We start from the raw sequence: 24,544 nt of genomic DNA, 5'->3' as shown, positions 1-24,544 counted from the left end.
CGCGTACGGGTTTACCGTGGGGCCATGACCGAATCGATTCCCGTGAGCTGGGCCCCGGAGTCGTGCGCGTTGCCAACGGTCGAGCGTCCGCTGCGCGAGGCGGCCTTCGCCGCGCTCTTCCACGATCACCTGACGCGAGTGCGCCGCCCGGCGCCGGCCGTCGCGGAACTCGTGCTCGACCGGGCGAACCCCGCGCGGGTCCGCGAACTCGTCGCGCTCGAGGCATCCTGCTGCTCGTTCTTCACGTTCGACGTGCGGGAGGCCGCCGGGCGGGTGCGCCTGAACGTCGGGGTGCCATCCGGCCAGGTGCCGGTGCTCGACGCACTCGTCGCGTCGGCGGTCGCGGCATCCGGTGCGGAGGTGACGCCATGACGGGCACGCTGCGCGCCGGCAAGGTCGCCCAACGGGTGGGCGTCAACCTGCAGACGCTGCGCTACTACGAGCGGCGCGGGCTCCTGCCCGAACCCGACCGCAGCCTCGGCGGGCACCGCCTCTACGACGAGGAGGCGGTGACGCTCCTCCGCATCATCAAGGCCGCCCAGGCGCTGGGGTTCACCCTCGACGAGATCTCGGCGCTCATCGACGTCGGCTCGCACGCCCACCGGCGCCGACGGGGCCTGCACGAGATCGCCGAGGCGAAGCTGCGCCAGGTGCGCGAGAAGATCACCGCGCTGGAGCACATCGAGCGCACCCTCACCGAGGTGCTGGATGCCGGCTGCAGCGACCTCGCCGCGTGCGCGCTCGAGGACCACTGCCCGGTCCCGTTCGCGGAGATCCCGGTACGCGCCACGAGCGCGACCTGATCGGCCCGCCGTGTGCGTCGCACGTCTCATGCGTCCGCGACGATCGCGATGGTGACGTGGTCGACGACGTGCCACACCTGCCGGCCGCGACCTGGCGGGCACCGGAGGGTGATCGCCGCATCTTCGGGCACTGGCTCTTGTACCGGGACGCCGCGCGCTGCCAGCATGGGCGGAACCCTACGATCGCGGAGGCCTGCATGCCCGACACCGACGTCCGCCTGGCCCGCACGCCGATCTCGGCGCTCCCCGGCGCCGACGTGCTGTGGCGGGTCCGACGGCTGCTCGGCTGGGCGCTCGGCCTGTGCCTCGCGTACAGCGTGCTCGGGGGCGCCGGCACGTCGCGCTGCCCCGGCGGGTTCACCGGCGACGGCGGGTACCTCGACGCGTCCGGCAGGCCGACGGATGTCGCGCCGGAGTGCGTCACGGTCACCCTCGAGCCGGCCGGCTTCGCCTACGCCGTCATCGCGATCGTCGTCTTCGTGACGATCACGCGCGTGGTCCGCCACTCGGTCGACCAGGCGGACGCGATTCGGCGCCTCGACCGCGCCGTCGTCGGGATCGTGGCCTTCGTGATCATCTGGCTGGCCGTCACGCACGCGTCGTTCGCGAGCATCTCGCTCGACGCATGGGATGGCACGGAGCCCTTCTTCTTGGAGGGGACGCATTTCGGGACGATCGTCGTGGATGTCTCGCCCATGCAGGGATAGTCGGCACCTGCTCCGAGGCAGCGCGTCCGCTGGCGGTTCCCGATCTGCTCATGTCAACGCAGCCTCAAGTGAGGCCGCGTCGACATGAGCGATCCACGAACGGTGCCGGGTGCGACGAGCGGCACCGTCGAGGCCCGCGATACGCTCGCGCCATGCCCGCCGCCATCGCGCTGACCGTGATCCTCGCCCTGCTCGCCGGGTTCCAGCTCGCGCTGGCGCTGGGCGCCCCGCTCGGGCGGTTCGCGTGGGGCGGCGCGCACCGCGTGCTCCCCGCGAGGCTGCGGATCGGAAGCCTCGTGTCGATCGTGATCTACGCCGTGATCGCGCTGCTCGCACTCGACCGCGTCGGGCTCATCGACGTGGTGCCCGACGGCGTCTCGACGGTCGGCATGTGGGTGGTCTTCGGCTACTTCACGCTCGGCATCGTGCTCAACGCGATCTCGCGCAGCAGGCCCGAGCGCTCCACCATGACGCCGGTCGTCGCCGTGCTCGCGGCACTCAGCCTGGTCGTCGCCCTGAGCTGAGCAGGAGCCCGCTCCCCCTGCCGATCGGCTCGACCCCTGCCGATCGGCCCCCAATCCGACCCGACCGATCCCGGACTCCCCGTCGGAGCGCGTCGCGCGCGGTCGCGACATCCACTATTCAGTCTTGCTATCTACCGGTACTCATGCTTACTATGTACCAGTACCAAGCGACACAGAGTAGCGGAAGGGGCGTCATGGGCAAGCAGATGACCGAGATGCTCAAGGGCACCCTCGAGGGCATCGTCCTCGCGATCCTGGCCGGGCAGCCGGCCTACGGATACGAGATCACCGCGCGGCTGCGCGAGCAGGGCTTCACCGACATCGCCGAGGGCACGATCTACGCCCTCCTCGTGCGGATCGAGCAGCGCGGCCTCGTCGACGTCGAGAAGGTGCCCTCAGAGAAGGGTCCGCCGCGCAAGGTGTACTCGCTCAACGCACGGGGCCGCGGCGAGCTCGACGAGTTCTGGAAGACCTGGAGCTTCCTCGCCGAACGCATCGAGCACCTGCACGGCGACAACGACACCGGCACCGGCACGAACTGAACCGAACGAACACGAACAAGGAGACATCCCATGGCTGCGAAGTGGATCGAGGCCCTCACCGGCTCGCTCGAGCAGAAGAAGCAGTACCGCCAGTACAAGGCCCGCATCGAGGCGCTCCCCGAGCCCTACCGCGAGGCCGCGAAGGCGTTCGACCGGTACTTCATGTACTACGGCGGCATCACCGACGGCGACACGCTCGTGACGATGCTCGGCGACTTCGCCGACCTGTTCGAGCGCGCCGCGGTCGACGGCACGCCCGTGACCGACCTCATCGGCGACGACCCCGTGGAGTTCGCCGAGACCTTCACCCAGTCGTACGGCGGCACCCGCTGGATCGACAAGGAGCGCGCCCGCCTCAGCAAGGCGATCGGCGACATCGAGAAGAAGGAGCAACCATGAACAGCGCCACCGCGCCGTCGCCCGCGGCCGCGCCGGCCATCCGGGTCGAGGGCGTCGAGAAGTCCTACGGCAAGCTGCACGTGCTCACGGGCGTCGACTTCGACGTCGCCCGCGGCAGCATCTTCGCCCTGCTCGGCTCGAACGGCGCCGGCAAGACCACGCTCGTGAAGATCCTCTCCACGCTGCTCAAGGCCGACGCGGGCACCGCGACGGTCGACGGGTTCGACGTCGCGTCCCGGCCCGGCGACGTGCGCGAGGCGATCAGCCTCACCGGGCAGTTCGCCGCGGTCGACGAGGTGCTCACCGGGCGCGAGAACCTCGTGCTCGTCGCCCGGCTCCGGCACCGGAAGGACCCGGGCGCGATCGCCGACGACCTGCTCGAGCGCTTCTCGCTGACCGAGGCGGGCGGCCGCAAGGTCGCCACGTACTCGGGGGGCATGCGCCGACGCCTCGACATCGCGATGAGCCTCATCGGCAACCCGCCGGTCATCTTCCTCGACGAGCCCACGACCGGGCTCGACCCGCAGGCGCGCATGGAGGTCTGGCAGACCATCAGGCGACTCGCGGATGGCGGCACCACCGTGCTGCTGACGACCCAGTACCTCGACGAGGCCGAGCAGCTCGCCGACCGGATCGCGATCCTCCACCAGGGCACGATCATCCAGAACGGCACGCTCGCCGAGCTGCAGCGACTGCTGCCGCCCGCGAAGGTCGAGTACGTCGAGAAGCAGCCCACCCTCGAGGAGGTCTTCCTCGCCCTGGTCGGCGAGGAACCGGCCGGAAAGGACCAGTCATGACCACCCATGTCATCGGCGACACCGCCGTGCTCACCGGGCGCTCGCTCCGGCACATCCTGCGCAGCCCCGACACCATCATCACCACCGCGGTGACGCCCGTCGCGCTCATGCTGCTGTTCGTCTACGTGCTGGGCGGCGCGATCGACGTCGGCTCGAACGAGGCGTACATCGACTACATGCTGCCGGGCATCCTGCTGATCACGATCGCGTCGGGCATCGCCTACACGGCGTACCGGCTGTTCCTCGACCTGCAGGGCGGCATCTTCGAGCGGTTCCAGTCGATGCCGATCGCCCGGTCGTCGGTGCTGTGGGGGCACGTGCTGACCTCGGTCGTCGCGAACCTCATGTCGATCGCGGTCGTGATCGGCGTCGCGCTGATCATGGGCTTCCGCACGGGCGCGAGCGTCGCCGCGTGGCTCGCGGTCGGCGGCATCCTGATCCTGTTCACGCTCGCGCTGACCTGGCTCGCCGTGATCGCGGGCCTGTCGGCCAAGACGGTGGATGGCGCGAGCGCGTTCTCGTACCCGCTCATCTTCCTGCCGTTCATCAGCTCGGCGTTCGTGCCGACCGACACGATGCCGGCGCCGGTCGCGTGGTTCGCCGAGAACCAGCCGGTGACCTCGATCGTCGACTCGATCCGCGCGCTGTTCGCGGGCGAACCCGTCGGGAACGACATCTGGGTCGCGCTCGCGTGGTGCGTCGGGATCCTCGTGGTGGCGTACGCGATCGCGGTCGCGGTCTACCGGCGACGGATGAATTGACCGCACCGCCGCTCGGTCGCGATCGAGAGTATGCCGAATGCACCGTTGCAGCCCCGCAACGGTGCATTCGGCATACTCTCGCGGGCGCGGGCGCGGGCGCGGGCGGCGGGCGGCGGATGTCGGCGCCCGGGTGCACAATGGCGCGATGACCGACGTACTGCTCTTCCATCACGCACTCGGGCTCACCGACGGCATCCGCGCCTTCACGGAGGAGGTGCGCGCCGCGGGGCACACGGTCCACACGCCCGACCTGTTCGACGGGCGCACGTTCGACTCGATCGAGGCGGGCGTCGGGTACGCCCGCGAGGTCGGCTGGGATGAGATCATGGCCCGCGGCGAGCGCGCGGCCGAGTCGCTGCCCGACGAGCTGGTCTACGCCGGGTTCTCGCTGGGCGTCGTCCCCGCGCAGAGGCTCGCGCAGACGCGCCCCGGCGCGACGGGCGCCCTCTTCTTCTACTCCTGCCTGCCCGTCGACGAGTTCGGCTCGTGGCCCGAGGGCGTCCCGGCGCAGATCCACGGCGCCGACGCCGACCCGATCTTCATGGACGAGGGCGATGTCGACGCCGCCCGCGAGCTCGTCGCCTCGGCCGACGACGCCGAGCTCTTCCTCTACCCCGGCGACCAGCACTACTTCGCCGACTCGACCCTGCCGAGCTACGACCCCGACGCGACCGCGCTGCTCATGCGCCGAGTGCTCGACTTCCTCGACCGGGTCGGCTGAGTCCCCGGATCGGAGCATCCCCGTGGCCATCCAGCGCATGGACAACGTGGCGATCGTCGTCGACGACCTCGACGCGGCAGTCGCGTTCTTCACCGAGCTCGGCATGCAGCTCGAGGACCGCGCCGAGATCGAAGGGCGCTTCGCCGACCTGACCGTCGGGCTCGAGGGAGTCCGGAGCGAGATCGCGATGATGCGCACGCCCGACGGCCACGCGCGCCTCGAGCTGACGACGTACGTGCACCCCCGGGCATCCGCCCCATCACCCGCCGCGCCGCCGCCGAACACGCTCGGGCTGCACCGCGTGATGTTCGCCGTCGACGACCTCGACGACACCCTCGCGCGGCTGCGACCTCACGGCGCCGAGCTGCTGGGCGAGGTCGCGAACTACGAGGACGTCTACCGGCTCTGCTACCTTCGGGGGCCGGCGGGCATCATCGTGGCGCTGGCCGAGCGGGTCGGCTGAGCACTCACCGTCGCGGATGCCCGCGCGGCGCGTCGTCACCCGCTAGCCTGCGTGCATGGAGACCCTTCGCGGCATCGTCGTGCTCGTCCACCTCGTCGGCTTCGCCGTGCTGTTCGGCGCCTGGGTCGTCGAGCTCGCCAACGGCAAGCGCGGCGTCACGCGCGTCATGAACTGGGGCCTCGCGATCGCCGCCGTCGCGGGGCTCGCGCTCGCCGCGCCCTGGGGCATCGACCACGACCTGAACTACGCCAAGCTCGGCACGAAGCTCGTGATCCTGATCGTCATCGGCGCGCTCATCGGCATCGGCCTGGGGCGTCAGCGCAAGACCGGCTCGGTGCCGCCGGCCATCTTCTGGCCGATCGGCATCCTCACCCTCGTCAACGCGGGCATCGCGGTCCTCTGGCGCTGAGCCGCGCGGGCGCGTTCACCGGCCGGTGATCGCGGCCACCACGAACGGCCATGCACTCGGCGGGAACTCGTGGCCCCCTCCGGGCACCGCCACGAACTCGGCGCCGGGGATGTCGCGCGCGAGCGCCTCGCCGTTGGCGACCGGGAACATCGGGTCGGCGGTGCCGTGCACGACGGTGGTCGGCACGCGGATCCCGGCGAGCCGCTCGCGCCAGCGCGGCACCTCCTCGTACTCGTCGACCGCATCCTCGCGTCCCGGCATGACGGGCGACCGTCGCACGGTGTTGGTCCACATCGCGCGATCGTGCGCCTCGTCGAATTCGTCGCCGGCGTAGTCGCGGTCGATCTCGACGTGGTACTCGACCACCGCCGCCGGGTCGTTCCAGTCCGGCTCCGCGGGCGGGCTCGCACACGCCTGGCGCAGACGGTCGACCGAGCCGGGCAGGTCGTCATCGGCCTCGAACACCGTCGGCGTCGTCGACACGAGCGTGAGTGCTCGCACGCGATCGGGATGGTCGAGCGCGGCGAGCTGGCAGGCCCAGGCACCCGCCGAGAACCCGACCCAGTGCGCGTCGCGGGCCCCCGCGGCGTCCAGCACCGCGAGCGCGTCGCCCACGGACACGCCCAGCCCGTCGCGACGCGTCCCGGGCGGGGCGAGCGTCGTCTCCCCGATGCCGCGCGGGTCGTAGCGGGCGACCCGCAGTCCGCGGTCCACGAGCAGCTCGCAGAATTCCGGGCGCCACCAGTCCATGGATGAGCCGGCCCCGGCGACGAGCAGGACGAGCGGATGTCGGGGCGACCCGATCACCTCGGCCGCGATCACCGCACCGTCCGGCCGTGGGACTCGCAGCACCGCCACGGCGGTTCGCGACATCCGACCGCCCGGCACCTCGGATGGTTCCATCGGCACAGCCTTCGCGATCCGCGCGGGAAACGCAACGGGGTGCGCACGGACCGACGGAACGTCCGAGGACGAGTGCGCCCTACGCCCAGCCGAGCTCGCGCAGCCGGGCGTCGTCGAGCCCGAAATAGTGCCCGATCTCGTGCACGAGCGTGATGCGCATGCGCGCCCGCAACTCGGCGAGGTCGGCGCTGTGCTCCGCCATGGTGTTCCGGTAGAGCGTGATGCGGTCGGGAAGTTCGCCGAAGCCGTAGACGCCGCGCCTGGTGAGCGGATGGCCGCGGTACTGCCCGTAGAGCCGTGGCCGCTCCCCCGGCGGCTGGTCCTCGACGACGATCGCGACGTTCTCGAGCCCGCGGACCATCTCGTCGGGGAGCGCGTCGAACACCTCTCCGACCATCCGGTCGAAGTCGTCATCCGAGATCGCGACCATCTCCCCATTGTGCGCGGCGACTCGCCCTCTGGCGCAGGCCGAGCGGCGATGGCACCATTCGGACCATGGCAGCGCAGACGGTCGACGAGTACATCGCCGCATTCCCCGACGACGTCGCGTCACGACTCGAACAGGTGCGCTCGGCGATCCGGGCGGAGGTGCCCGACCCCGAGGAGAAGATGCGGTACGGCATCGCCGCGGTCATGCTCGGCGGCCGCTACGCGCTCCACTTCGCGGGCTGGAAGCAGCACATCGGCGTCTACCCCGTGCCGCCGCTGCCGGAGCCGCTCGAATCCGAGGTCGCGCCGTACCGGTCGGGGAAGGATTCGGTGACGTTCCGGCACGCGGATCCGCTGCCCATCGACCTGGTCTCCCGGATGGCGCGCGCGATCGTCGCGCAGCGGGGCGGCACCGGGACCTGACCGCCGTCCGGGCGGCTCACTCGGGATCGAGCAGGTCGGCGTACTGCGGGTTCGCGGTCATGAACGCCGCGACCAGCGGGCACTCCACCGAGACGCGGCCGACGCGGCGTCGAAGGTCGTCCAGCGCGTCGGCGATCAGGTCGGTCGCGATGCCCCGTCCGCGGAACTCGGGCACGACCGTCGTCCTCCGCACGACCACGCGTCCGCCCGTCTCGGTGTAGCGCAGCTCGGCCACCTCGAGGTCGCCGAGCCACGCGGAGTAGACCATCCGGTCCCCGTCGTGGCGCACCGCGATCTCCTGCTCCGCGTCCGCCGACGGCAGGTCCTCGAACTCCTCCTTCCTGGATGCCTCGCGGGCGCGTGCGTCTCCGATGCCCATCTCCGACTCCCCTTCCATCCCGATGCGGTCACCAGCTTCGACCGGGCACGAGCCCCGATCGTGACGGCTGGCGTCACATCCGACCCGGTGGCCCGGTCGGAGCGCGTGTCAGCACTGACAGGAGAGGGAGCGAGCCATGACCCCGCACGCGAGCGGTCTCGCACGCGCGCGGCATCCGGAGTAGGGTCCGAGCGTCCGGGCGAATCCACGCTGCGCGGTCACATCCGCGACGCCCGCGTGGTCTCAGCTGCAGGGGCCGGACGCGGCCCTGTTCGCCGACCGACGGGAAACGACATGGATGGCACCCTCGACGCGGCGCTCGACGTGTTCCGGAGCGTGCGCCCGAGGCTCTTCGGGATCGCCTACCGGATGCTGGGCAGCGCCTCCGAGGCCGAGGACGTCGTGCAGGACGCCTGGCTCCGCTGGCAGGGCACCGACCGCGCCGCGGTGCTCGACCCGCCGGCGTTCCTCGCCACGGTCACGACGCGGCTCTCGATCAACGCGCTGCAGTCGGCGCGCGCGCGGCGCGAGACCTACATCGGGCCGTGGCTGCCCGAACCCGTCGACACGAGCACCGACCCGACGCTCGGGGCGGAGCGCGCCGAGGCGCTCGGCTTCGCCGTGCTCGTGATGCTCGAGCGGCTCACCCCGACCGAACGCGCCGCGTACGTGCTGCGCGAGGCGTTCGCCTACGGGTACCCGCAGATCTGCGAGATCGTGCAGGTCTCGGAGGTCGCCGCCCGCCAGCTCGTGAGCCGGGCGCGCAAGCGCCTCGCCGGCGAGCGGCGCCGCGAGGTGACCCGGCAGGAGCAGCAGCGGCTGCTCACCGCGTTCCTGGCCGCGGCGAAGACCGGCGACCTCGACGAGCTCGAGCGGCTGTTCACCGAGGACGTCGTCTCCTACTCCGACGGCGGCGGCGTCGTGCGCGCCTCGAAGTTCCCGGTCGTCGGCCGCGAGCGCGTCGCGAAGTTCGTGCGCGCCTTCCACACCCACTTCTGGGAGGGCATCGAGATCGCGGAGGCCGACGTGAACGGCCAGCCTTCGGTCGTCCTCAGCAAGGAGGGCGCGGCGTTCGCGGTGGTCAGCGTCGTCACGTCCGGACCCGCCATCGACCAGGTGCTGTGGATGATGAATCCGGACAAGCTCGGCGCCGTGACGCATCGTGCGGCGTGAGGACGTCGCCGCCCGCCTGCTCCTCGCCCTCGACTCGCACGACGACCTGGCCCTCGCGAGCGTGCTGGATCCGGACATCCGGATGCTCGTGGATTCCGGCGATGCGACGGGCGGTGAGCGGCGGGGCCGCGCGGTCGTGGCGCGCGTGCTCGTGAATCGGCTCGCGATGCTGCCGGATGCCTCGCTGCGCGCGGTGCACGTCAACGGCCGCCCCGGCATCGCCGCCACTCGCCGCGACGGCGAGGTGGTCGCGGTGCTCGGCATCGAGACCGGATGGCGCGGCGGGATCACCGCGCTCTGGCTGTCGACGGCGCCGGACAAGCTCACGGGCTGGAACCGGCCGGGTTCGCACTGACGCTGCGGGATCCTGGGTCACGCGCCGCCGAACGCGCTTCTCCACCAGCAGTACGGATCCAGTCCGTGGAATCCGGCCGCGTTGATCGCGCTGATGTCGAGTGGCGTGTAGAACATCCACGCCCGGTCGGGGGCATCGCCTGGTGGGCGCGTCGGATCGGCGTTCACGGGTCGGGGTGCTGCCATGTGCCGCGCCCACATCAGGTCCATCTGAGCTGTGGTGAGCCGCTCGAACCGGTTGATCTCGCATGCGGAGATGCGGGCGGATGCGGTGCGTGACGAGAACGCGCGCTCGTAGCTCTTGACGGCGCGGAGATCTCGCCGCGATCCGAATGCTCGTCGCTGGTTCCGTTCCGGCAGGCGGTCGGCTTCGTGGTTCATGAGGCGCTCCTGTTCCGGTGCGGTGCGGCGACGATCGAATGCGTGTGGGAGAAGCGGTGAGTCGGTCGCCGACGCCCGCTCATCGGCGCTGCGCCGAGGTCGTCCGGCGGTGTCTGATGGTGGGGTGGATCGGGTTCGGCCGCATGCGGCGGGTCTTGGCCCATCGCGTTGGCACGGAGGGCCAGTTCTTCGGCGTCGATGGCGCGAAGTACGGATTTGACGGCTCGTTCCGGGAAGCGACCCTGGTTGCGTGCGGTGAGGACGGCGTCGCGTTCGGCTCGGATCATCGCGCCCCGCAGGCGCGAGTAGGCGGCAAGCAGAGATTCCGACTCGAGGTCCATGGCGCGACGTTCGATCGATTCGGCGATCAGGGTGGAGCCGGCGCGGAGTTGCGAGACGACGCGTTCCTCGTCTGCGTCGGTCACCGACGCGTTGAGCTCGGCGAGGCCGGCCGCCTGGGCTTCAACCATCAGCCCCTGCCATTCCATTCGTTCCTGCTCGCGGTTCGGCGGCGGGAGGCGGAGCCGGCGAACGAGAGTGGGCAGGGCCAGCCCGCCGAGGAGGGTGGCGACCACGACGACGAAGGCGAGGAACTGCAGGAAGTCCCGGTAGGGCGTGTCTGGAGGGAGAAGGAACACCGCGGCGAGGGTGACCACGCCGCGGACGTTCGCCGCGGCGACGGCGACCGCATTGCGCCACTGCACGTTCTGCTCACGAAGACGTCGCGGGCCGGCGCGGAACACCAGTGCGGTCGAGAGGACGAACACGAAGCGAGCGGCGACGAGTGCTGCCACGATCGCGGCGCTGATCCCGATCGTCGGCCACAGGCCCGGGCCGGTGCGAATCGCGCCGGCGACGATGGTCGACAGGTTGAGTCCGATGAAAAGGAAGACGGCGTTCTCGAGGAGGAACTGGATGGTGCGCCAGTTGACGGATTCGGCGATGCGCGCGGCCGCGGATTGGACACCTGGCGACCGGTAGCCGAGGTACAGCCCGGCGACGACGACGGCCAGGACTCCTGATCCGAGGACCGATTGCGCAGCGATGAACGCGACGTAGGGGGTGACGAGCGCGAGGCTCGTGTCGAGCACGACGGACTGCAGCTGGGATCGCACCTTCGACATCGCCCCGCCGATGGCAAGGCCCACGGCGACTCCTGCCACGACGGCCAGCGCGAACTCACCGGCGATGGACACGGGTGTGACCGTCGCCGAGAGGGCGAGGATCGCGGCATGCAGGGCCGCGAGGGCAGTTGCGTCGTTGAGGAGGCTTTCGCCTTCGAGGACCGTGACCACCCGACGGGGCAGGCCGATGCGGCTGGCGATCGCGGAGACCGCGATGGTGTCGTTCGGCGCGACCACAGCCGCGAAGGCGAACGCCGCCGCCAACCCCACTGCGGGCAACAGTGCGGAGGTTGCGAAGCCGACGACGATGACGGTGAAGAGCACGGTGCCGACCGAGAGGACGACGATGCTGTCTCGACGGTTGCGGATGTCGATCAACGAGGTGCGGACGGCTTCCGCGAACAACAGCGGTGGGAGGACGCCGGAGAGGACCAGTTCCGGCTCGAGTGCCACCCGGGGGACGCCGGGCAGATACGAAGCGAGCCCGCCGATGACGACGAGGAGGACGGGTGCGGACCATCCGAGACGCCGTGAGAAGCCGGTCACGGTGACGGTGACGAGCACGAACGCCACTGTCCATGCGACCGCGGTCACAGGAGTCATGCTGTCGGCCGCCCCTCGCTCAGCCGAACGTGAAGCAGAACGCCGCGAGGCCGCCGGAGACGAACTCGACTCGGACGGTGTGGTCCTCGATCCGACCCGGCTGACGAATCAGTTGCAGGGTGTCCTGCCGGGCAACGGTGCCGCGACCGTCGGCGTCCACATCGGTTCCGTGCGCCTCTCCGACGGGCCGACCATCGAGCGTGACTCGGAAGCGGACCGACTGGCCGGGCGTCGTGGGCCCGATGATGAGGTTGACGTCGCGGGCGTGGAACGCGAAGGAGATCGCACCGTCGGGAGCGTTGAGGACTGCGGCGTCCCGGGTGACGGTCCAGTCACCGGAGAGCGCCCAGGTGTTCCGGACGAGCCGTTCGGGCGTGTGGTAGTGATGCGCTCGGTCGTAGGCTGCGACGTCGTCGGACACGAATCCGCTGCTCCGCACAGAGCCGAGGTAGGTCTCCGGCGATCCCAGTGACGTCCATGCGGCGGCGACCTCGAGGCCCTCCGGTTCCACGGTGACGAGATCGAGGTCGAGGCCGGTGGCGCCCGCTTCGAGGAGCAGGTGTTGGATGGCCATTTCGGTCATCGCGTAGTCGCCTTCACCGAAGTGGTGGAACCGCAGCCGCCCGTCGGCGTCGGCGAGGTAGACCGCCGGCCAGTAGTGGTTCGCGAAGTCCTCCCACACCCCGTAGTGGTCGTCGATCGCGACCGGGTAGTCGATACCGAGCGCGCGGGTGCGATCGGTGACGTTCGGGAGCTCGCGTTCGAATGGGAACTCGGGGGTGTGCACACCCACGATCGTGAGCCCGGCGTCGGCGTACTTCGCGTGCCAGGCGCGCAGGTAGGGCAGGGTTCGGAGCCAGTTGACGCATGTGTAGGTCCAGAAGTCGACGAGCACGACCCGACCGCGGAGCGCTTCGCGATTCAACGGTTCGGTGTTCAGCCAGCCGCGGGCTCGGTCGAAGGAGCCGAGTCGCCCCTCGATCGGGAGGACGTTCTCCTCGGCGCGGTGGTGCGCGAGCGACCGGAGCCGCGCCGGCCGGAACGGGGTCTCCTGCGCGCCGGTGGCGAGTTCCTCAGTGAGTTCAGACATGACGGGTCTCCTTGATGCGCTGTGCTCGGTCGGGAGGCCGGCGGTGCCGGAACGCGACCGCTGGGCCGCCCGGGCGGGCGTCGGCGAACCCGATGGCGAGTTCGCCGACGTCGACCGGGTGAATCGGGCCCAGCTCAGCGTCTGACGGCGGAATCGACGGTGAGTGGGCGTCCACGGGGGTGCTGCTTCCCGGCTATCGCAGGGACCGGAACGCGGCACGGAGCTCGCGCGAGAACAGATCGGGCTGTTCCCAGGCTGCGAAGTGTCCGCCCCGGTCGAGACGGTTGAAGTGGATCAGGTTCGGGTAGGCCTCCGTGGCCCAGCTGCGGGGAGCCGCATAGATCTCGTCCGGGAAGACGCTGACCGCGACGGGCAGGGTGACCCCCTTCGGTGCGAAGAAGGCGAGCTTGCTCTCCCAGTACAGCCGGGCGGATGACACCGCGGTGTTCGTCAGCCAGTAGAGGCTGACGTTGTCGAGCACATCGTCCTCGGACAGGCCCTCGGATGCGCCGGCGAAGACGCGTGCGATCAGGTCGTAGCTGCGAGCGTCGTGATCGAGCATCCACGCCGCGAGACCGACGGGTGAATCCGCGAGGGAGTACAGCGTCTGCGGACGGTTGGCCATCTCCTGTGCGTATCCGAGCCCGTGCGAATAGAAGAACGCGAGCTGATCCCATGCGCCCCGCTCCTCCGCCGAGAGGTCGGCCGGCGGCGGGTCTCCGTTCGTGAGGGCGGATTGGATGGCATCCGGAACGGTGGCAGGCATGTTCGTGTGGATGCCGATCAGACCCGCTGGCCTGAGCAGCGCCATCTGCTCAGTCACCGCGTTTCCCCAGTCACCACCCTGGGCCACGTAGCGGTCGTAGCCGAGACGGCGCATCAGCTCGATCCACGCGCGAGCGACGCGAATCGGATCCCATCCCGTCTGATCGGGCTTGCCTGAGAAGCCGTGCCCGGGCAATGACGGAATCACCAGATGAAAGGCGTCGGTGGCGTCGGCGCCGTGAGCGGTCGGGTCGGTCAGCGGGCCGACGATCTTCATCTGCTCGATGATCGAGCCCGGCCAGCCGTGCGTGACGATCATCGGCAGCGCATCCTCCCGCCCCGATCGGACGTGGATGAAGTGGATGTCGAGTCCGTCGATCTCGGTCACGAACTGGGGAAGCTCGTTCAGGCGCGCCTCGACCGCTCGCCAGTCGTACCCGTCGAGCCAGCGGGCTGCGAGGTTCCTCACGACGTCGAGTTGCACGCCCTGGGACGCGTCATCGACGGTTTCCCGCTCCGGCCAGCGCGTCTGGCGGACACGACGACGGAGGTCGTCGAGCTCCGCCTGCGGAACGTCGACGGTGAACGGCCGGATCTCGAGCGAGACGGGTTGCCCGTCCGCGCCGGTCCGCGCTTCTGTGATGGTCATCGTGCTCTCCTTCGGGGATCGACCACGAGCGCCGAACAGCGCCCGGTGGTTTCACCATCCGCCCCGTGAAGGAGGTGCGTCGTCCGGTGAACTCCTCAATCCCGGTACCGATCCCGGCCCGGGGTGCGGGGAATCCCCCATCTCGACGCTGCCGAGACGCAGGGCCGAGGAGGATCAGCCGATACCGTGCTGCAGCGCGAACGCGGTCGCTTCACTGCGCCGCGCAACCCCGATCTTGCGATACAGGCTCGTGATGTGGCGTTCGACCGTGCGATCGCTGAGCCACATGACGCCGGCGATCTCCTTGTTGCTGAGACCCTGTGCCAGCAGACCGAGCACTTCTGCCTCTCGCCGGGTCAACGGAAGCCGTGGCTCCGCCGGTGCCGCTCCACGAATCGGGTCCGGGTCTCCCGCGGGGAGATCGACGGCAAGCGGATCCCGGGCACTGCGCGTGTCGGCCTCCTCGATCACCCGTGCGGCATCGTGGATCAGCTGGGCGGCCGACGCGAGTGAGGGCCTGACGTCGTCTGACAGCGCTCGAAGCAGCTCGGTCTGGCGCAGCAGGGCGCGTTCCGCCTTGGAACGCGCCGCATGCTCGCGTGCAAGACGCCGCGCGGTGTGAATGGCGATGGCCGCCTGACTGACCGCGACGCGCAGCTGATGCGTCTCGATCGGCGTCGGGAAGTCGGCCCGTCCGGTGCTCACCAACACCGTTCCGTCACCCCACGGCAACGTGAGCTGCAATCTCGCCACCCTGATGACGCCGAGCCCGGACGCTGGACGTTCAGTCGTCGTCATGCCGGACGCTCCCGTCCGTTGCGTGTTCAGCGCCGTCCGCAGTTCCTCGGGAGGTTCCGACCCCGACGGACGCCACGCCTCCAATGGGTGCTGGTCTGGCGAGTCGTCGAAGCGTGCGTATCCAGAATCGGCCCGGAGCATTCCCAACAGCACGCTCAGCAGGCCATCGGCGATCTCGGCCGGATCGTGGTCCACCCACAGTGCAGGCAATGCGAGAAGAGCCGCGAGATCACGCAGCCACAGTCGAGAATCCACGGCCGCTGGTTCTCTCTGCCCGGAATCGGGTGCCGCGTGCGTCTCCGGCAACGTCACCCGACCGCCCGCCGGCCGCGCTCCTCCAGGAACTCGGCCGGGTCGACGAAGAACGGGTTCTCGTGCAGCACCCCACCCAAGAGGACCAGGGGGTGCGTTCGGAGGACATCGATGATGAAGGCGCCGTCGAACATCGCAGCGTCGTACGTGCAGATCACCACGTGTTCGTGCCGCGCATGGAGGAAGTTGGCGCGGGCCTCGAACTCGATCAGTTCCTCGGCGACATCCTCACGGTTCACCGCCCAGCCCATGTCGCACATGAGCCGAATGCGAGGCGACGTCGGGTCGAGCAGCAGACCGTCGAGCAGGCCGAACACCCGCTCCTGGTCGAAGCTGCCACCCCTGAGGTACGTTTCGGTCCACGTCCGCACTTCGCACCGGCGCTGTTTCAGCAGCAGGCCGGCGTCGTATCCGAGATGTCTGAGGCGATTCACGGGTGCCGCGGTCGCCGCTGCATCGACGAGGTACAGCAGTCGATCGCCGTGGGTCAGTCCGTCGACCAGGAACGGGTCCAGCGCAGGGTCCGCCTCTTCGGGCCAACGCGAGAACGTACACACGTGCCGATAGGGGTCGAGCAGGCCGCCCGCGAACGTGACCGGCGCTGCCCTCTGATCGTCGGCTTCCATGTGGTCCTCCGACCGTGCGGGGCGGGGCGACTCCAAGGGTCGGAACGACCTGAGTCGGCGGGCCCGAGGCGCGGCCGACACGCCACATTGGAGTTCCGGAATCGGAGCTTACCGTAGGGCGAACGGCGCGACAACGGGCGGCAGAACGCCGACTGAGGCACTTCATCCAGGTCCGCATTCCACCCGGATCGCTTCCAGCTCGAGATCGATCTCGGGTGACCGTCGGCGAGCACGAAGCGCTCATCAGCGATCGCGATGTCGAGCGCTTCCTCCCCAGCGACCGGTCACCGCAGCGGCGCCGCGCGACGCGATGTCGATTTCGGCCGGGCTCGATCGTTCATCAGGTGACGGGCCGCACGGGGCGGCCGCGGAACGGAGCGAACGATGGCCACCATCACCGTGTTCGAGAGCGTCACGCTCGACGGCGTCATGCAGGCGCCCGGCCGACCCGACGAGGACGATCGCGGCGGCTTCGCCCACGGCGGGTGGGCGATCCCCTACCAGGACGACGTCGCCGCTCGGTTCGCCGGCGAGCGCATGGGCGTCGCCGGCGCGATGCTCTTCGGGCGACGCACGTACGAGGACGTGCTGGGGTTCTGGACGTCGGCCGGGCCGAATCCGTTCACCGAGGCGCTCGTCGGGGCGCGCAAGTATGTGGTGTCACGGCAATCCGGTCTCCGGCTCGCCTACCCGAATTCGACCGCGCTCATCGGGGAGGCCGCCGAGACGGTCGCGGCGCTGCGACGCGACGTCGAGGGGAGCATCACCGTCCTCGGCAGCGGCGAGCTGGTGCGGGCGCTGCTCGCGGCGGGGTTGGTCGACGAGATGGTGCTGTTGCAGCATCCGCTCGTGCTCGGCTCCGGCACGAGACTGCTCGGGAGCGACCGCGTCGCGCTCGACCTCGAGCACGCCGTCACGACCACGACCGGCGTGGTCATCGGCCAGTACGCTGTGCGATGAGCGGGGGTTCATGATGCGCTACACGCTGCTGCTGCACTACGCCGAGGAGTCGCCCGAGACGCTGGGCGAGGAGGCCATCGCCGAGGGCATGCGACGGATGGCGGCCTGGACCGCCACCCTGCACGACGCCGGCGTGCTGCTCGGCGCCGAGGTCCTCCAGCCGAGCGAGTCGACCACGACGCTGCGCCGGGCCGGCGATCGGCTGCAGGTGCAGGACGGCCCGCTGATCGACGCCAAGGAGCAACTCGGCGGGACGGTCCTCATCGACGTGCCCGACCTCGACGCGGCGATCGCGTGGGCGTCGCAGGCACCCGCGCTCGACTGGGGCGGGGCCGTCGAGGTCCGGCCGGGCGGCGTCCATGCCGTCGACGGAATGTGGATGCCGAACGGGTGACCCCACCGTCGCGGACGCCTCCCGGCGCCGGCGCGGGCGGCGGTCGCGACGCCGCCCACGCCGCCGCCGCGCACGCCGCCCGCGAGTCCTTCGCGCGCCTGGTCGCCGTGCTCGCCGCGCGTACGGGCGACCTCGCGCTGGCCGAGGACGCCCTGGCCGACGCCTTCGCGGCCGCGCTCGAGCGCTGGCCGTCGAGCGGCATCCCCGACAACCCGGAGGGCTGGCTGATCACCGTGGCTCGGAACCGGCAGCGCGACGTGTGGAAGTCGGCCGCGGCGCGCACGAGCACGCCATTGGGCGAGGCGGATGGCGCGGCCGAGGATCCGTTCGAGGCGATCGACCCGCTCCGCATCCCCGACCGGCGCCTCGAACTGTGCTTCACGTGCGCCCACCCGGCGATCGATCCGGCCGCGCGCACGCCGCTGATCCTGCAGGCCGTGCTCGGCTTCGATGCCGCGCACATCGCGGCGGCGTACGCGGTGCCGACGGCGACCATGGCGCAGCGACTCACGCGCGCCAAGCGGCGCATCGCCCGCGCGCGCATCCCGTTCGTCGTGCCCGACCGGCGCGACCTGCCCGAACGCTTGCCCGCCGTGCTCGAAGCGGTCTACGGCTGCTCGGCGATCACCTGGCGCGACGATGCCGACTCGCTCGCGGGCGAGGCCCGCCATCTGGCCGTGACCCTCGCCCGGCTGCTCGACCGCGAGCCCGAGGCGTGGGCGCTCGCCGCGCTCGTGACCCTGTCGCTCGCACGCCCGCGCTCGGGCCCGTACGTCCCGCTCGAGGAGCAGTCGCCGGCGACCTGGGACGCGGAGCTCATCGACGAGGGCGAGGCCCACCTGCGCCGCGCCGCCGCCCTTCGCGGGCCGGCGGCGCCGGGACGGTTCGAGCTCGAAGCCGCCATCCAGGCGGTGCACCTCGACCGTCGGCGCACCGGCGCGGTCGACTGGGCGGCGCTCCGCACGCTCTACTCCGCGCTGCTCTCGGTCGCGCCGAGCCTCGGCGCACGGGTCGCCGCGGCGGCGGTGGTCGGGCGAACGGATGGCGCGCCCGCGGGCCTTGCGGCACTGCCGCCCGGCGGCGAGTCCTTCCAGCCGTGGTGGGCGACGCGCGCCGACCTGCTCCGCCGCGCGGGACGGACGGGCGAGGCAGAGCTCGCCTACTCCCGCGCGATCGAACTCGCGCGCGATCCTGAGGTGCGGGCGTTCCTCGAGGCGCGGCGGGCCGAGGTCCGATCGACCTAGCCTCCGACGACCGGCGACCCGCGATGCGCGCGTCCGCTCCCCCGAGGCGGGCGCGCGCATCGGCTCAGTCGACGAGCGCGCCCGCCGAGAGGTTGGCGATCGCGCCCGTCATCGAACCGGCGCGGTCGGATGCCGCGAACGCGAGGTACTCCGCGACCTCGTCGAGCACGGGGAGCCGGCCGAGCAGGGTCATGCCGACCAGGCCGTCGAGCCACTGCCACATCGGCGTGCCGCTGTCGTCGGCGATGCGGCCGAACATCTCGCTCGTGTACGAGGTCTCAAGCGCGTCCGACATCGCGTGCGGTCGCACGCAGACCACGCGCACGCCCGCCGGACCCAGCTCGCCGGCGAGCGCCCGCGAGAACCCCTCGAGGCCGGCCGACTGGGCGGCGTTGCCGATGAGCCCGCGGCCGGTGAGTCGTGCGCCCGGGGTCGAGATCGTGAGGATCACGCCGCTGCCCTGCGCGATCATGGGCCGCGAGACCGCCTTCGCCGTGACGAAGTTCGTCTGCAGGTAGCCGGTCACCGGATGCAGGTACTCCTCGAGCGACGTGTCGCCGATCGCCCGCCCCTGCACGTGGTCGAAGCCCACGGCGTTCAGCGCGACATCGATGCGACCCGCCGCCTCGGTCACCTCGGCGACGTGCCGGTCGACCGCGTCCTGGTCCATCGCGTCGACGACGGCGACCGAGACCTCGGCTCCGTGGGCGCTCGCGGCGGCCGCCGCCGCCTCGAGTCGCGGCAGGCTCCGCCCGGCGAGGAACAGCCGCGCGCCCTCCCTCGCGAAGACCCGCGCTGCCGCGCTTCCGATCGATCCGCCGCCGCCGTGGATCACGGCCACCTTGTCCTCCAGCAGCATCGCGCCGCCTCCATCCCTCTTGGTCATTGCAACTCAACGATTGCATATCAGGGCAGGGAAATGCAACCCATAGGTTGCATTCGATCGGCAACCCGCGGCCCTCGACCCGCCGCCGACGAGCACGCGTCACGTGTACGCTTCGAGCACCCCGCGATCGAGGAGTGACCCGTGCGCCTGCGTGCCGTCGACATCGTCGACGTCTTCGTCTACCTCGTCGTGCTCGGCCTGTTCGTCCAGTTCCTGCCGAGCGTGATCACCGAGTCGTTCGCGCTCTCGCTCCTGACGGCCCTGCTGTTCAAGCTCGCGCTCGAGGTCATCGCCGTGCTCAAGACCCGCATCCTCGACCGGGTGCGGTCGTCGCCGACGGCCGCACGCAAGACGCTCAACGCCGCCCTGCTGGTGGTGCTCGGCGCAGGCAGCAAGTTCGTGATCCTCTGGTTGACCGACCTGCTGTTCGGCGATGCGGTCCAGCTCGGCGGCTTCGTCTCCGTCACGCTGCTGATCGTCGTGCTCATGGCCGCACGACTCGGCGTCCGCCTGCTCGTCGACCGCGCCCGGCCCGGCGACGGGAGCGCGTGAGAACGGACGGAGGCGACGGCCTCCCGCCCGTCAGCGAGCCGACGCGGGACGAGCGCCGGACAACCCCTGGACGGCGTCCTCGATCTTGACCGGGACGTCGTCGACCTCCTCGACGTACAGGGTGCCCGCGACGATGAGTCCCTCGCGGACCTCGAACAGGGTCACGCCGCGGACCTCGAATGGCGTTCCGTCCGTGCGAGTCCCGTGCCAGGCCCACTCGGACCAGTTCAGCGGCCCGTCATGCACCGAGCGGACGACCTCGGCCCGGAAGTCGGGGATGCCCGCGAACATGGCCGCCCAGTTCGCACGGACCTGCTCGCGGCCGACGAACGCCCGAACCGGGTGGGCGGGCTGCCGGCTGTCGTAGTCGGGATGCATGAGCGCGACCATCCGATCCAGGTCATGATCGTTCAGCGCGGCGGCGAGCCGCTCGATGACGAGGTCGGCCTTGCCGCGCACGTCGGTCGTGACATCGCCCATGAGTCCAGCTTCCTCCCCCACCGGCGGGATGTCACCGCCCGCGATCGCGCCGGCTCAGTAGGTCTGCGCGACGATCGCCTGCGCGACGTCGGGGGCGTGCTCGCCCTCGATGCGGTAGAGCGTTCCGCCGAGGCTCAGCAGCACGGTCGATGCGCGCCCGGTGCCGCTGACCAGCGCGCTCGTGTCGGGCGGGGTGTCCGCGAGCTCGAGCTGGCTCAGCGCGAGATCCGCATCGGGCTCGCCGAACCGCCCGAACAGCGGTGAGAGCCCGCGGGCCGCCGTGATCCTGAGCCATGTGCCGTCGCTCGCCCAGGCCTCGCACGTGAACGCCCGCGCGGCGGCCGCGACCGCCGACGTGAAGTACTCCGGCGCCGTGGCGGCCGGATCCGACATGGTGTACTCGACTGTCGTTCCGGCCGGCAGCTGCATCGCCGCGACCACGCCCTGCTCGTCGAGGCCGCCGTTGCAGACCGCGTCGGTCTGCCGCAGCTCGAGCGCGGGCCAGTCGAGCTGGTCGGGCGTGGCCTGCTGCAAGGCCGTGAACGCCGCCTCGGCCACGGCGGCGAGGCGATCCATCATGTCGACCTGGAGCCCGGCGAACCGGTCGCCCGTCGAGGTGTGCGCGGCCGCGCTGAGGCTCACGACCACCCAGGCGTCGCCGACGGGCGCCGAGATCGCCCAGCCCGGGTCGCCGACCGCGACGGACGCCTCGATGCCGGCGATCTCGCGTGTCTCGTCCGACGGGGCATCGCCGAGCGCGACCGGTACCCACTGGCTCGCGGCGCCGGGCAGCACGTCGACGCGCAGGTACGCCCAGTCGCTCGGCGCGTTGTACTCCGGCATGCCGTCGCCCACGCGCCACGAGCACGGCAACCCGCCCGCCCCCTCGAGCAGCACGGCGTCGAAGGCGCGGTGGTCCTCGACTGCGGCGACCGGTTCGACCGGCATCCCGTCGGCCCCCTCGAGCGTGGCGGCGACGAGGTCGGCGGGCACGAGTGCGTCGCAGTCGAGCGGGTCGGATGCCGCGGGGCCCGGCGTCGGCGTCGACGACGCGGTCGAGGTGGGCGACGCGGGCGGCTCGGGCGCCGCGCACCCAGCCAGGCCGAGCAGGAGCGAGGCCAGTGAGGCGGAGACGGCGATGGCGGTGGACGCGCGCACGGCACGAACCTACCGCCCCGCGCGCGACCCGGGATCAGGGACCGCCCCGATCCTCGATCGCCGCGTCGCGATCACCCGCCGAAGAGATGCGCCGCCTGCTCGACGACGAGCACGACCGCCAGCACGACCATCGCCGCGCCCGAGATCCGGGAGACGAGCTGCATCGCCGACGGCCGGAGACGCAGCACCGTCCGGGCGCCGTAGCCGACGGCCGAGTAGACCAGCGCGCACGCGCCGACGAAGATCAGGCCGAGCACCGCCAGTTGCACCGGGATCGGCCAGTCCCCCGCGGCATCCGTGAACTGGGGCAGCAGCACGACCAGCACCAGGAGCCCCTTCGGGTTGAGGCCGCTGACGCCCGCGCCCTGCAGCAGTCGCAGCCAGGGCCGGGCGGATGGCTCGCCGTCCGCCCCGCCCGCACCGGCACCGCGCCCGGTGGCCGCGGCCTCCGGCGCGACCGCCGCAAGCGCGGGCGGTGCGCGCAGCACGCGCACTCCGAGGTAGGTCAGGTAGGCCGCCGCGGCGAGCGTCAGCGCGACGATGATCCCCGGCGCGGCCGCGACGAGCGCGCCGACGCCGATCGCGACCGCGGCGACCGTCACGAGATAGCCGAGGAGGATCCCCGCGAGCGAGGGCAGGATGGTGCGCTCGCGCAGGCCGGCGGCGATGAGGTAGGCCCAGTCGGGCCCGGGCAGCAGCACCATGAGCGTCATCATCACCGAGCACGCGAGCAGCAACTGGACGTCCACCACGGTCTCCTTCCTCGTCTCCCGTCGACGGTAGGCGAGCCGCGCGGGAAGCCGCTGCCGAGTTCGGCCTTCCCACGTGGCATCCGTGGAAGAATCCACCCCATGGACGCCGTCGACCGGAGAATCCTTGCCGAACTGCAGCACGACGGCCGGCTGAGCCTCACCGAGCTCGCCGAGCGCGTGCGGCTCAGCATGTCGCCCACGCACCGGCGACTGCGCGCGCTCGAGGCATCCGGGGCCATCACCGGGTACCGCGCGGTGATCGACCCCGACGCCGTGGGCCTGGGCTTCGGCGCGCTCGTGTTCGTCACGATGGCGCAGGCCAACCGCGACACCGTGCCCGCGTTCGACGCGGCGGTCGCCGAGATCCCCGAGGTCATCCAGGCGCTGCGCCTCTTCGGCGACCCCGACTACCTGCTGCGCGTCGCGGTGCCCGACCTCCGCGCCTACGAGCGGCTCTGGGACGAGCAGCTCTCGGCGCTGCCCGGCGTGGCCCGCGTGCAGTCGACGCTCGTGATGAAGACCGTGGTCGACGACCGCCCGCTGCCGCTCTGAGGGGCGGCCGACTCCGGCTGCGCCGGCGCGTCAGCGCGTCGGCGCGTCAGCGCGGCGGCCGCTCCTGGGTGGCGGCGCGCTCGAGCCGCGTCGCGAACTCGCGACTCACCTCGGTGGTCCACCCGCAGTTCGCGCACACCATCACGTAGCGTCGCGCGAACGTGAAGAGCGGCACGAAGAACACCCAGAGGCGGCTGCCGCTCTCGACGACGTGCTGGGCCGCCTCCTCGTGGCAGTGATCGCAGCGCAGGCTCGCTACGGCGAGCTCGCGCTCGCGCGGGAACACGCCGACGAAGAAGAACACGACCCGATGCTACGGAGCGTTCCTGAGCGCCGCGCCGCTCACGCCGAGGCGTGGCAGAGGCGGTCGCGCACCCACGCCGCGGCATCCGCCTGCGCCAGCTCACCCGAGCGCACGAGCCGCGCGAACTCGATCGCCTCGTCGGAGAGCCGCCCGTCGGGGCTGTCGGGCGGGTCGCGCAGCACCACGGTCGTGAGCCAGCGGGTCAACGGTCCACCGACGCGCGCGGCGACCGCGACGGTTCCGGCGAAATGGCGTGCCTGGCCGTCGGTGTCGTCGTCGACGGCCGGGTGGAAGCCGCGGCCCCGCAGGCGGTTGCGGCCGCCGCGCGCCGCGTCGACGACCCAGAGCGCGCCCCGCCGAACGCCGGCCGCGCGGCCCAGTTCGCGGAGGAACCGCCGGTTCGCGTACCCGCGCGCCGCCAGGCGGTCGATCGACTCGGCGAGGGCGGTGCAGGCGTCCACTCCCCCAACTGTACGGTTCGGCGGTCGGATGGGTCGTCGGCCAGGTGCATGCTCACGAGCGACGGCGGGTTCAGCCCGGGCTGACCGTCCCGGCTCAGGCCATCGCCGCGGCGAGCTCGTCGGGCGCGAGCGGTCGATCCGCGTAGACGAGCCGGATGGCGGCCGGGTCGGGGTTGCCCGCGTCGGGCCCGCGGTGCACGAGCGCCATCCCGAGCTTGGTCGCGACCCTCGCCGAGGCGGTGTTGTGCTCGAGCAGGTACGCGACGATCGGGGCATCGGGGTCGACGAGCCGCGCCATCCGCATCGCCTCGGCGGCGAGCTCGGTCGCGTAGCCGTGGCCGTGCTGGTCGGCCGCGAGCCGGTAGCCGAGGTTCCAGACCACGCCGCCGCCCAGCTTGCCGCAGCCGCCGTAGCCGATCACCCGGTCGTGCCCGCGGACCCGGACCGCCCACGTGCTGAGCCCGTCGGCCTCCCACTCGCGCCGCCAGCGTTCGATGACCTCCGCCGTCTCGGACGGCTCGACGCGTCGCTTGGCGGGGTAGTGCAGCCAGAGCCGCGGATCGCTGCTGACGGCGTGGAGGTCGTCGAGGTCGGCGGCCGACGGGCGCCGCAGGTCGAGGCGGTCGGTGAGGATGGGATCGGCGACGTGGAGCGGGGCGGGCACCT

The 24,544-nt window shown here is 71.3% G+C and carries 36 protein-coding genes; 20 read left to right on the top strand and 16 right to left on the bottom strand.

The genetic code is table 11. From position 1 onward, the window contains the following. Positions 1-24 precede the first annotated feature (24 nt). From JOD46_RS05845 to JOD46_RS05795, 11 genes are all read left to right on the top strand, one after another. Positions 25-372, top strand: coding sequence for a hypothetical protein (locus JOD46_RS05845; RefSeq protein ID WP_204392406.1), 348 nt, complete (start codon positions 25-27; stop codon positions 370-372). Further along, on the top strand, positions 369-803 hold the full coding sequence (locus JOD46_RS05840) for a MerR family transcriptional regulator (protein ID WP_204392404.1): 435 nt from the start codon (positions 369-371) through the stop codon (positions 801-803). Before JOD46_RS05845 ends, JOD46_RS05840 begins: the two co-directional genes overlap by 4 nt. 197 nt (positions 804-1,000) lie before the next feature. Next, complete coding sequence (locus tag JOD46_RS05835) at positions 1,001-1,510, top strand: hypothetical protein (protein WP_204392402.1); 510 nt, start codon at positions 1,001-1,003, stop codon at positions 1,508-1,510. A gap of 152 nt (positions 1,511-1,662) precedes the next feature. Beyond that, the gene (locus tag JOD46_RS05830; protein ID WP_204392400.1) at positions 1,663-2,034 is read left to right on the top strand and encodes a hypothetical protein; all 372 of its coding nucleotides are present in this window, start codon (positions 1,663-1,665) and stop codon (positions 2,032-2,034) included. 194 nt (positions 2,035-2,228) lie between these two features. Next, positions 2,229-2,576 carry a PadR family transcriptional regulator gene (locus tag JOD46_RS05825; protein WP_204392398.1) on the top strand — a complete coding sequence of 116 codons (348 nt, stop codon included), beginning with the start codon at positions 2,229-2,231 and terminating at the stop codon, positions 2,574-2,576. Between the two features lie 30 nt (positions 2,577-2,606). Beyond that, complete coding sequence (locus JOD46_RS05820) at positions 2,607-2,975, top strand: DUF1048 domain-containing protein (protein WP_204392396.1); 369 nt, start codon at positions 2,607-2,609, stop codon at positions 2,973-2,975. Continuing rightward, a complete protein-coding gene (locus JOD46_RS05815; RefSeq protein WP_204392394.1) occupies positions 2,972-3,772 on the top strand; it encodes an ABC transporter ATP-binding protein in 801 nt (266 codons plus the stop codon). Before JOD46_RS05820 ends, JOD46_RS05815 begins: the two co-directional genes overlap by 4 nt. Continuing rightward, complete coding sequence (locus tag JOD46_RS05810) at positions 3,769-4,533, top strand: ABC transporter permease (protein ID WP_204392392.1); 765 nt, start codon at positions 3,769-3,771, stop codon at positions 4,531-4,533. Before JOD46_RS05815 ends, JOD46_RS05810 begins: the two co-directional genes overlap by 4 nt. Positions 4,534-4,678: 145 nt before the next feature. Continuing rightward, positions 4,679-5,254 carry a dienelactone hydrolase family protein gene (locus JOD46_RS05805; protein WP_204392390.1) on the top strand — a complete coding sequence of 192 codons (576 nt, stop codon included), beginning with the start codon at positions 4,679-4,681 and terminating at the stop codon, positions 5,252-5,254. Positions 5,255-5,276: 22 nt separating this feature from the next. Next, positions 5,277-5,717 carry a VOC family protein gene (locus tag JOD46_RS05800; protein ID WP_307834924.1) on the top strand — a complete coding sequence of 147 codons (441 nt, stop codon included), beginning with the start codon at positions 5,277-5,279 and terminating at the stop codon, positions 5,715-5,717. Positions 5,718-5,772: 55 nt separating this feature from the next. Further along, a complete protein-coding gene (locus JOD46_RS05795) occupies positions 5,773-6,126 on the top strand; it encodes a Fe-S protein (RefSeq protein WP_204392388.1) in 354 nt (117 codons plus the stop codon). A 15-nt stretch (positions 6,127-6,141) separates the two neighbouring features. Here the strand turns inward: JOD46_RS05795 and JOD46_RS05790 are convergent, their stop codons facing one another. After that, complete coding sequence (locus tag JOD46_RS05790) at positions 6,142-7,029, bottom strand: alpha/beta fold hydrolase (RefSeq protein ID WP_204392385.1); 888 nt, start codon at positions 7,027-7,029, stop codon at positions 6,142-6,144. A 79-nt stretch (positions 7,030-7,108) separates the two neighbouring features. Next, on the bottom strand, positions 7,109-7,459 hold the full coding sequence (locus tag JOD46_RS05785) for a metallopeptidase family protein (RefSeq protein ID WP_204392383.1): 351 nt from the start codon (positions 7,457-7,459) through the stop codon (positions 7,109-7,111). A gap of 65 nt (positions 7,460-7,524) precedes the next feature. Between JOD46_RS05785 and JOD46_RS05780 the strand changes: the two genes are divergently transcribed. Beyond that, positions 7,525-7,881 (top strand): iron chaperone, encoded by a 357-nt coding sequence (locus tag JOD46_RS05780; RefSeq protein WP_204392382.1) that lies wholly within the window; start codon positions 7,525-7,527, stop codon positions 7,879-7,881. Between the two features lie 16 nt (positions 7,882-7,897). On the opposite strand, the gene JOD46_RS05775 is transcribed toward JOD46_RS05780, so the two are convergent. Next, entirely contained in the window at positions 7,898-8,260 is a 363-nt protein-coding gene (locus JOD46_RS05775) for a GNAT family N-acetyltransferase (protein WP_204392380.1), read from the bottom strand. A 294-nt stretch (positions 8,261-8,554) separates the two neighbouring features. Here JOD46_RS05775 and JOD46_RS05770 point away from each other — a divergent pair, with 294 nt between their 5' ends. Both JOD46_RS05770 and JOD46_RS05765 read left to right on the top strand, forming a co-directional pair. Next, positions 8,555-9,433, top strand: coding sequence for an RNA polymerase sigma-70 factor (locus JOD46_RS05770; protein ID WP_204392378.1), 879 nt, complete (start codon positions 8,555-8,557; stop codon positions 9,431-9,433). Next, positions 9,423-9,788 carry a sigma-70 family RNA polymerase sigma factor family protein gene (locus JOD46_RS05765; RefSeq protein ID WP_204392376.1) on the top strand — a complete coding sequence of 122 codons (366 nt, stop codon included), beginning with the start codon at positions 9,423-9,425 and terminating at the stop codon, positions 9,786-9,788. The genes JOD46_RS05770 and JOD46_RS05765 overlap by 11 nt, the downstream gene beginning before the upstream one ends. Positions 9,789-9,805: 17 nt before the next feature. Here the strand turns inward: JOD46_RS05765 and JOD46_RS05760 are convergent, their stop codons facing one another. Genes JOD46_RS05760 through JOD46_RS05750 form a run of 3 tightly spaced genes read right to left on the bottom strand, consistent with a single transcriptional unit; the run spans position 9,806 to position 12,985 of the window. Beyond that, positions 9,806-10,168 carry a hypothetical protein gene (locus tag JOD46_RS05760; RefSeq protein WP_204392374.1) on the bottom strand — a complete coding sequence of 121 codons (363 nt, stop codon included), beginning with the start codon at positions 10,166-10,168 and terminating at the stop codon, positions 9,806-9,808. Next, entirely contained in the window at positions 10,165-11,895 is a 1,731-nt protein-coding gene (locus JOD46_RS05755; RefSeq protein WP_204392372.1) for a cation:proton antiporter, read from the bottom strand. The genes JOD46_RS05760 and JOD46_RS05755 overlap by 4 nt, the downstream gene beginning before the upstream one ends. Positions 11,896-11,914: 19 nt before the next feature. Beyond that, the gene (locus JOD46_RS05750; protein ID WP_204392370.1) at positions 11,915-12,985 is read right to left on the bottom strand and encodes a redoxin domain-containing protein; all 1,071 of its coding nucleotides are present in this window, start codon (positions 12,983-12,985) and stop codon (positions 11,915-11,917) included. Between JOD46_RS05750 and JOD46_RS05745 the strand changes: the two genes are divergently transcribed. Then, positions 12,984-13,130: a hypothetical protein gene (locus JOD46_RS05745; protein WP_204392368.1), complete on the top strand. Its 147-nt coding sequence runs from the start codon at positions 12,984-12,986 to the stop codon at positions 13,128-13,130. The genes JOD46_RS05750 and JOD46_RS05745 overlap by 2 nt on opposite strands. Positions 13,131-13,178: 48 nt before the next feature. Here the strand turns inward: JOD46_RS05745 and JOD46_RS05740 are convergent, their stop codons facing one another. From JOD46_RS05740 to JOD46_RS05730, 3 genes are all read right to left on the bottom strand, one after another. After that, entirely contained in the window at positions 13,179-14,399 is a 1,221-nt protein-coding gene (locus JOD46_RS05740; RefSeq protein WP_204392366.1) for an epoxide hydrolase family protein, read from the bottom strand. Between the two features lie 174 nt (positions 14,400-14,573). Then, the gene (locus JOD46_RS05735; RefSeq protein ID WP_307834923.1) at positions 14,574-15,452 is read right to left on the bottom strand and encodes a helix-turn-helix transcriptional regulator; all 879 of its coding nucleotides are present in this window, start codon (positions 15,450-15,452) and stop codon (positions 14,574-14,576) included. Between the two features lie 53 nt (positions 15,453-15,505). Then, positions 15,506-16,135 carry an MEDS domain-containing protein gene (locus JOD46_RS05730; protein WP_204392364.1) on the bottom strand — a complete coding sequence of 210 codons (630 nt, stop codon included), beginning with the start codon at positions 16,133-16,135 and terminating at the stop codon, positions 15,506-15,508. Positions 16,136-16,519: 384 nt separating this feature from the next. Between JOD46_RS05730 and JOD46_RS05725 the strand changes: the two genes are divergently transcribed. The 3 genes from JOD46_RS05725 to JOD46_RS05715 are packed head-to-tail and all read left to right on the top strand — an operon-like array spanning position 16,520 to position 18,733. Next, a complete protein-coding gene (locus JOD46_RS05725) occupies positions 16,520-17,095 on the top strand; it encodes a dihydrofolate reductase family protein (RefSeq protein WP_204392362.1) in 576 nt (191 codons plus the stop codon). Positions 17,096-17,105: 10 nt separating this feature from the next. After that, positions 17,106-17,489 (top strand): YciI family protein, encoded by a 384-nt coding sequence (locus JOD46_RS05720; RefSeq protein WP_307834922.1) that lies wholly within the window; start codon positions 17,106-17,108, stop codon positions 17,487-17,489. Beyond that, positions 17,486-18,733, top strand: a complete 1,248-nt coding sequence (locus tag JOD46_RS05715; RefSeq protein WP_204392360.1) for an RNA polymerase sigma factor — start codon at positions 17,486-17,488, stop codon at positions 18,731-18,733. Before JOD46_RS05720 ends, JOD46_RS05715 begins: the two co-directional genes overlap by 4 nt. A gap of 64 nt (positions 18,734-18,797) precedes the next feature. Here the strand turns inward: JOD46_RS05715 and JOD46_RS05710 are convergent, their stop codons facing one another. Then, entirely contained in the window at positions 18,798-19,619 is an 822-nt protein-coding gene (locus JOD46_RS05710) for an SDR family NAD(P)-dependent oxidoreductase (RefSeq protein ID WP_239562598.1), read from the bottom strand. 141 nt (positions 19,620-19,760) lie between these two features. Here JOD46_RS05710 and JOD46_RS05705 point away from each other — a divergent pair, with 141 nt between their 5' ends. After that, positions 19,761-20,171 carry a hypothetical protein gene (locus JOD46_RS05705; protein ID WP_204392358.1) on the top strand — a complete coding sequence of 137 codons (411 nt, stop codon included), beginning with the start codon at positions 19,761-19,763 and terminating at the stop codon, positions 20,169-20,171. 30 nt (positions 20,172-20,201) lie between these two features. On the opposite strand, the gene JOD46_RS05700 is transcribed toward JOD46_RS05705, so the two are convergent. The 3 genes from JOD46_RS05700 to JOD46_RS05690 form a co-directional block, all read right to left on the bottom strand. Further along, positions 20,202-20,651 carry a nuclear transport factor 2 family protein gene (locus JOD46_RS05700; protein ID WP_204392356.1) on the bottom strand — a complete coding sequence of 150 codons (450 nt, stop codon included), beginning with the start codon at positions 20,649-20,651 and terminating at the stop codon, positions 20,202-20,204. A 54-nt stretch (positions 20,652-20,705) separates the two neighbouring features. Beyond that, positions 20,706-21,809 (bottom strand): hypothetical protein, encoded by a 1,104-nt coding sequence (locus JOD46_RS05695; protein ID WP_204392354.1) that lies wholly within the window; start codon positions 21,807-21,809, stop codon positions 20,706-20,708. Between the two features lie 71 nt (positions 21,810-21,880). Beyond that, positions 21,881-22,558 carry a LysE family translocator gene (locus JOD46_RS05690; RefSeq protein ID WP_307834921.1) on the bottom strand — a complete coding sequence of 226 codons (678 nt, stop codon included), beginning with the start codon at positions 22,556-22,558 and terminating at the stop codon, positions 21,881-21,883. 102 nt (positions 22,559-22,660) lie between these two features. Between JOD46_RS05690 and JOD46_RS05685 the strand changes: the two genes are divergently transcribed. Continuing rightward, positions 22,661-23,113 (top strand): Lrp/AsnC family transcriptional regulator, encoded by a 453-nt coding sequence (locus JOD46_RS05685; RefSeq protein ID WP_204392352.1) that lies wholly within the window; start codon positions 22,661-22,663, stop codon positions 23,111-23,113. A 46-nt stretch (positions 23,114-23,159) separates the two neighbouring features. Here the strand turns inward: JOD46_RS05685 and JOD46_RS05680 are convergent, their stop codons facing one another. From JOD46_RS05680 to JOD46_RS05670, 3 genes are all read right to left on the bottom strand, one after another. Then, positions 23,160-23,417, bottom strand: coding sequence for a zinc-ribbon domain-containing protein (locus JOD46_RS05680; protein WP_204392350.1), 258 nt, complete (start codon positions 23,415-23,417; stop codon positions 23,160-23,162). A 38-nt stretch (positions 23,418-23,455) separates the two neighbouring features. Further along, positions 23,456-23,878 (bottom strand): hypothetical protein, encoded by a 423-nt coding sequence (locus JOD46_RS05675; protein ID WP_204392348.1) that lies wholly within the window; start codon positions 23,876-23,878, stop codon positions 23,456-23,458. 94 nt (positions 23,879-23,972) lie between these two features. Then, positions 23,973-24,542: a GNAT family N-acetyltransferase gene (locus JOD46_RS05670; protein WP_204392346.1), complete on the bottom strand. Its 570-nt coding sequence runs from the start codon at positions 24,540-24,542 to the stop codon at positions 23,973-23,975. Positions 24,543-24,544 lie beyond the last annotated feature (2 nt).

It is taken from the genome of Agromyces aurantiacus (assembly GCF_016907355.1).
Taxonomy (GTDB): Bacteria; Actinomycetota; Actinomycetes; order Actinomycetales; family Microbacteriaceae; genus Agromyces; species Agromyces aurantiacus.
This window is presented reverse-complemented; position numbering and strand designations above follow the sequence as displayed.

Coding starts and splice junctions, on each gene's coding strand:
- JOD46_RS05845 (WP_204392406.1), top strand. CDS start 25: ATGACCGAATCGATTCCCGTGAGCTGGGCCCCGGAGTCGTGCGCGTTG.
- JOD46_RS05830 (WP_204392400.1), top strand. CDS start 1,663: ATGCCCGCCGCCATCGCGCTGACCGTGATCCTCGCCCTGCTCGCCGGG.
- JOD46_RS05815 (WP_204392394.1), top strand. CDS start 2,972: ATGAACAGCGCCACCGCGCCGTCGCCCGCGGCCGCGCCGGCCATCCGG.
- JOD46_RS05770 (WP_204392378.1), top strand. CDS start 8,555: ATGGATGGCACCCTCGACGCGGCGCTCGACGTGTTCCGGAGCGTGCGC.
- JOD46_RS05840 (WP_204392404.1), top strand. CDS start 369: ATGACGGGCACGCTGCGCGCCGGCAAGGTCGCCCAACGGGTGGGCGTC.
- JOD46_RS05750 (WP_204392370.1), bottom strand. CDS start 12,985: ATGTCTGAACTCACTGAGGAACTCGCCACCGGCGCGCAGGAGACCCCG.
- JOD46_RS05740 (WP_204392366.1), bottom strand. CDS start 14,399: ATGACCATCACAGAAGCGCGGACCGGCGCGGACGGGCAACCCGTCTCG.
- JOD46_RS05745 (WP_204392368.1), top strand. CDS start 12,984: ATGACGGGTCTCCTTGATGCGCTGTGCTCGGTCGGGAGGCCGGCGGTG.
- JOD46_RS05835 (WP_204392402.1), top strand. CDS start 1,001: ATGCCCGACACCGACGTCCGCCTGGCCCGCACGCCGATCTCGGCGCTC.
- JOD46_RS05805 (WP_204392390.1), top strand. CDS start 4,679: ATGACCGACGTACTGCTCTTCCATCACGCACTCGGGCTCACCGACGGC.
- JOD46_RS05730 (WP_204392364.1), bottom strand. CDS start 16,135: ATGGAAGCCGACGATCAGAGGGCAGCGCCGGTCACGTTCGCGGGCGGC.
- JOD46_RS05700 (WP_204392356.1), bottom strand. CDS start 20,651: ATGGGCGATGTCACGACCGACGTGCGCGGCAAGGCCGACCTCGTCATC.
- JOD46_RS05785 (WP_204392383.1), bottom strand. CDS start 7,459: ATGGTCGCGATCTCGGATGACGACTTCGACCGGATGGTCGGAGAGGTG.
- JOD46_RS05725 (WP_204392362.1), top strand. CDS start 16,520: ATGGCCACCATCACCGTGTTCGAGAGCGTCACGCTCGACGGCGTCATG.
- JOD46_RS05790 (WP_204392385.1), bottom strand. CDS start 7,029: ATGGAACCATCCGAGGTGCCGGGCGGTCGGATGTCGCGAACCGCCGTG.
- JOD46_RS05685 (WP_204392352.1), top strand. CDS start 22,661: ATGGACGCCGTCGACCGGAGAATCCTTGCCGAACTGCAGCACGACGGC.
- JOD46_RS05755 (WP_204392372.1), bottom strand. CDS start 11,895: ATGACTCCTGTGACCGCGGTCGCATGGACAGTGGCGTTCGTGCTCGTC.
- JOD46_RS05760 (WP_204392374.1), bottom strand. CDS start 10,168: ATGAACCACGAAGCCGACCGCCTGCCGGAACGGAACCAGCGACGAGCA.
- JOD46_RS05720 (WP_307834922.1), top strand. CDS start 17,106: ATGATGCGCTACACGCTGCTGCTGCACTACGCCGAGGAGTCGCCCGAG.
- JOD46_RS05710 (WP_239562598.1), bottom strand. CDS start 19,619: ATGACCAAGAGGGATGGAGGCGGCGCGATGCTGCTGGAGGACAAGGTG.
- JOD46_RS05810 (WP_204392392.1), top strand. CDS start 3,769: ATGACCACCCATGTCATCGGCGACACCGCCGTGCTCACCGGGCGCTCG.
- JOD46_RS05780 (WP_204392382.1), top strand. CDS start 7,525: ATGGCAGCGCAGACGGTCGACGAGTACATCGCCGCATTCCCCGACGAC.
- JOD46_RS05820 (WP_204392396.1), top strand. CDS start 2,607: ATGGCTGCGAAGTGGATCGAGGCCCTCACCGGCTCGCTCGAGCAGAAG.
- JOD46_RS05775 (WP_204392380.1), bottom strand. CDS start 8,260: ATGGGCATCGGAGACGCACGCGCCCGCGAGGCATCCAGGAAGGAGGAG.
- JOD46_RS05795 (WP_204392388.1), top strand. CDS start 5,773: ATGGAGACCCTTCGCGGCATCGTCGTGCTCGTCCACCTCGTCGGCTTC.
- JOD46_RS05825 (WP_204392398.1), top strand. CDS start 2,229: ATGGGCAAGCAGATGACCGAGATGCTCAAGGGCACCCTCGAGGGCATC.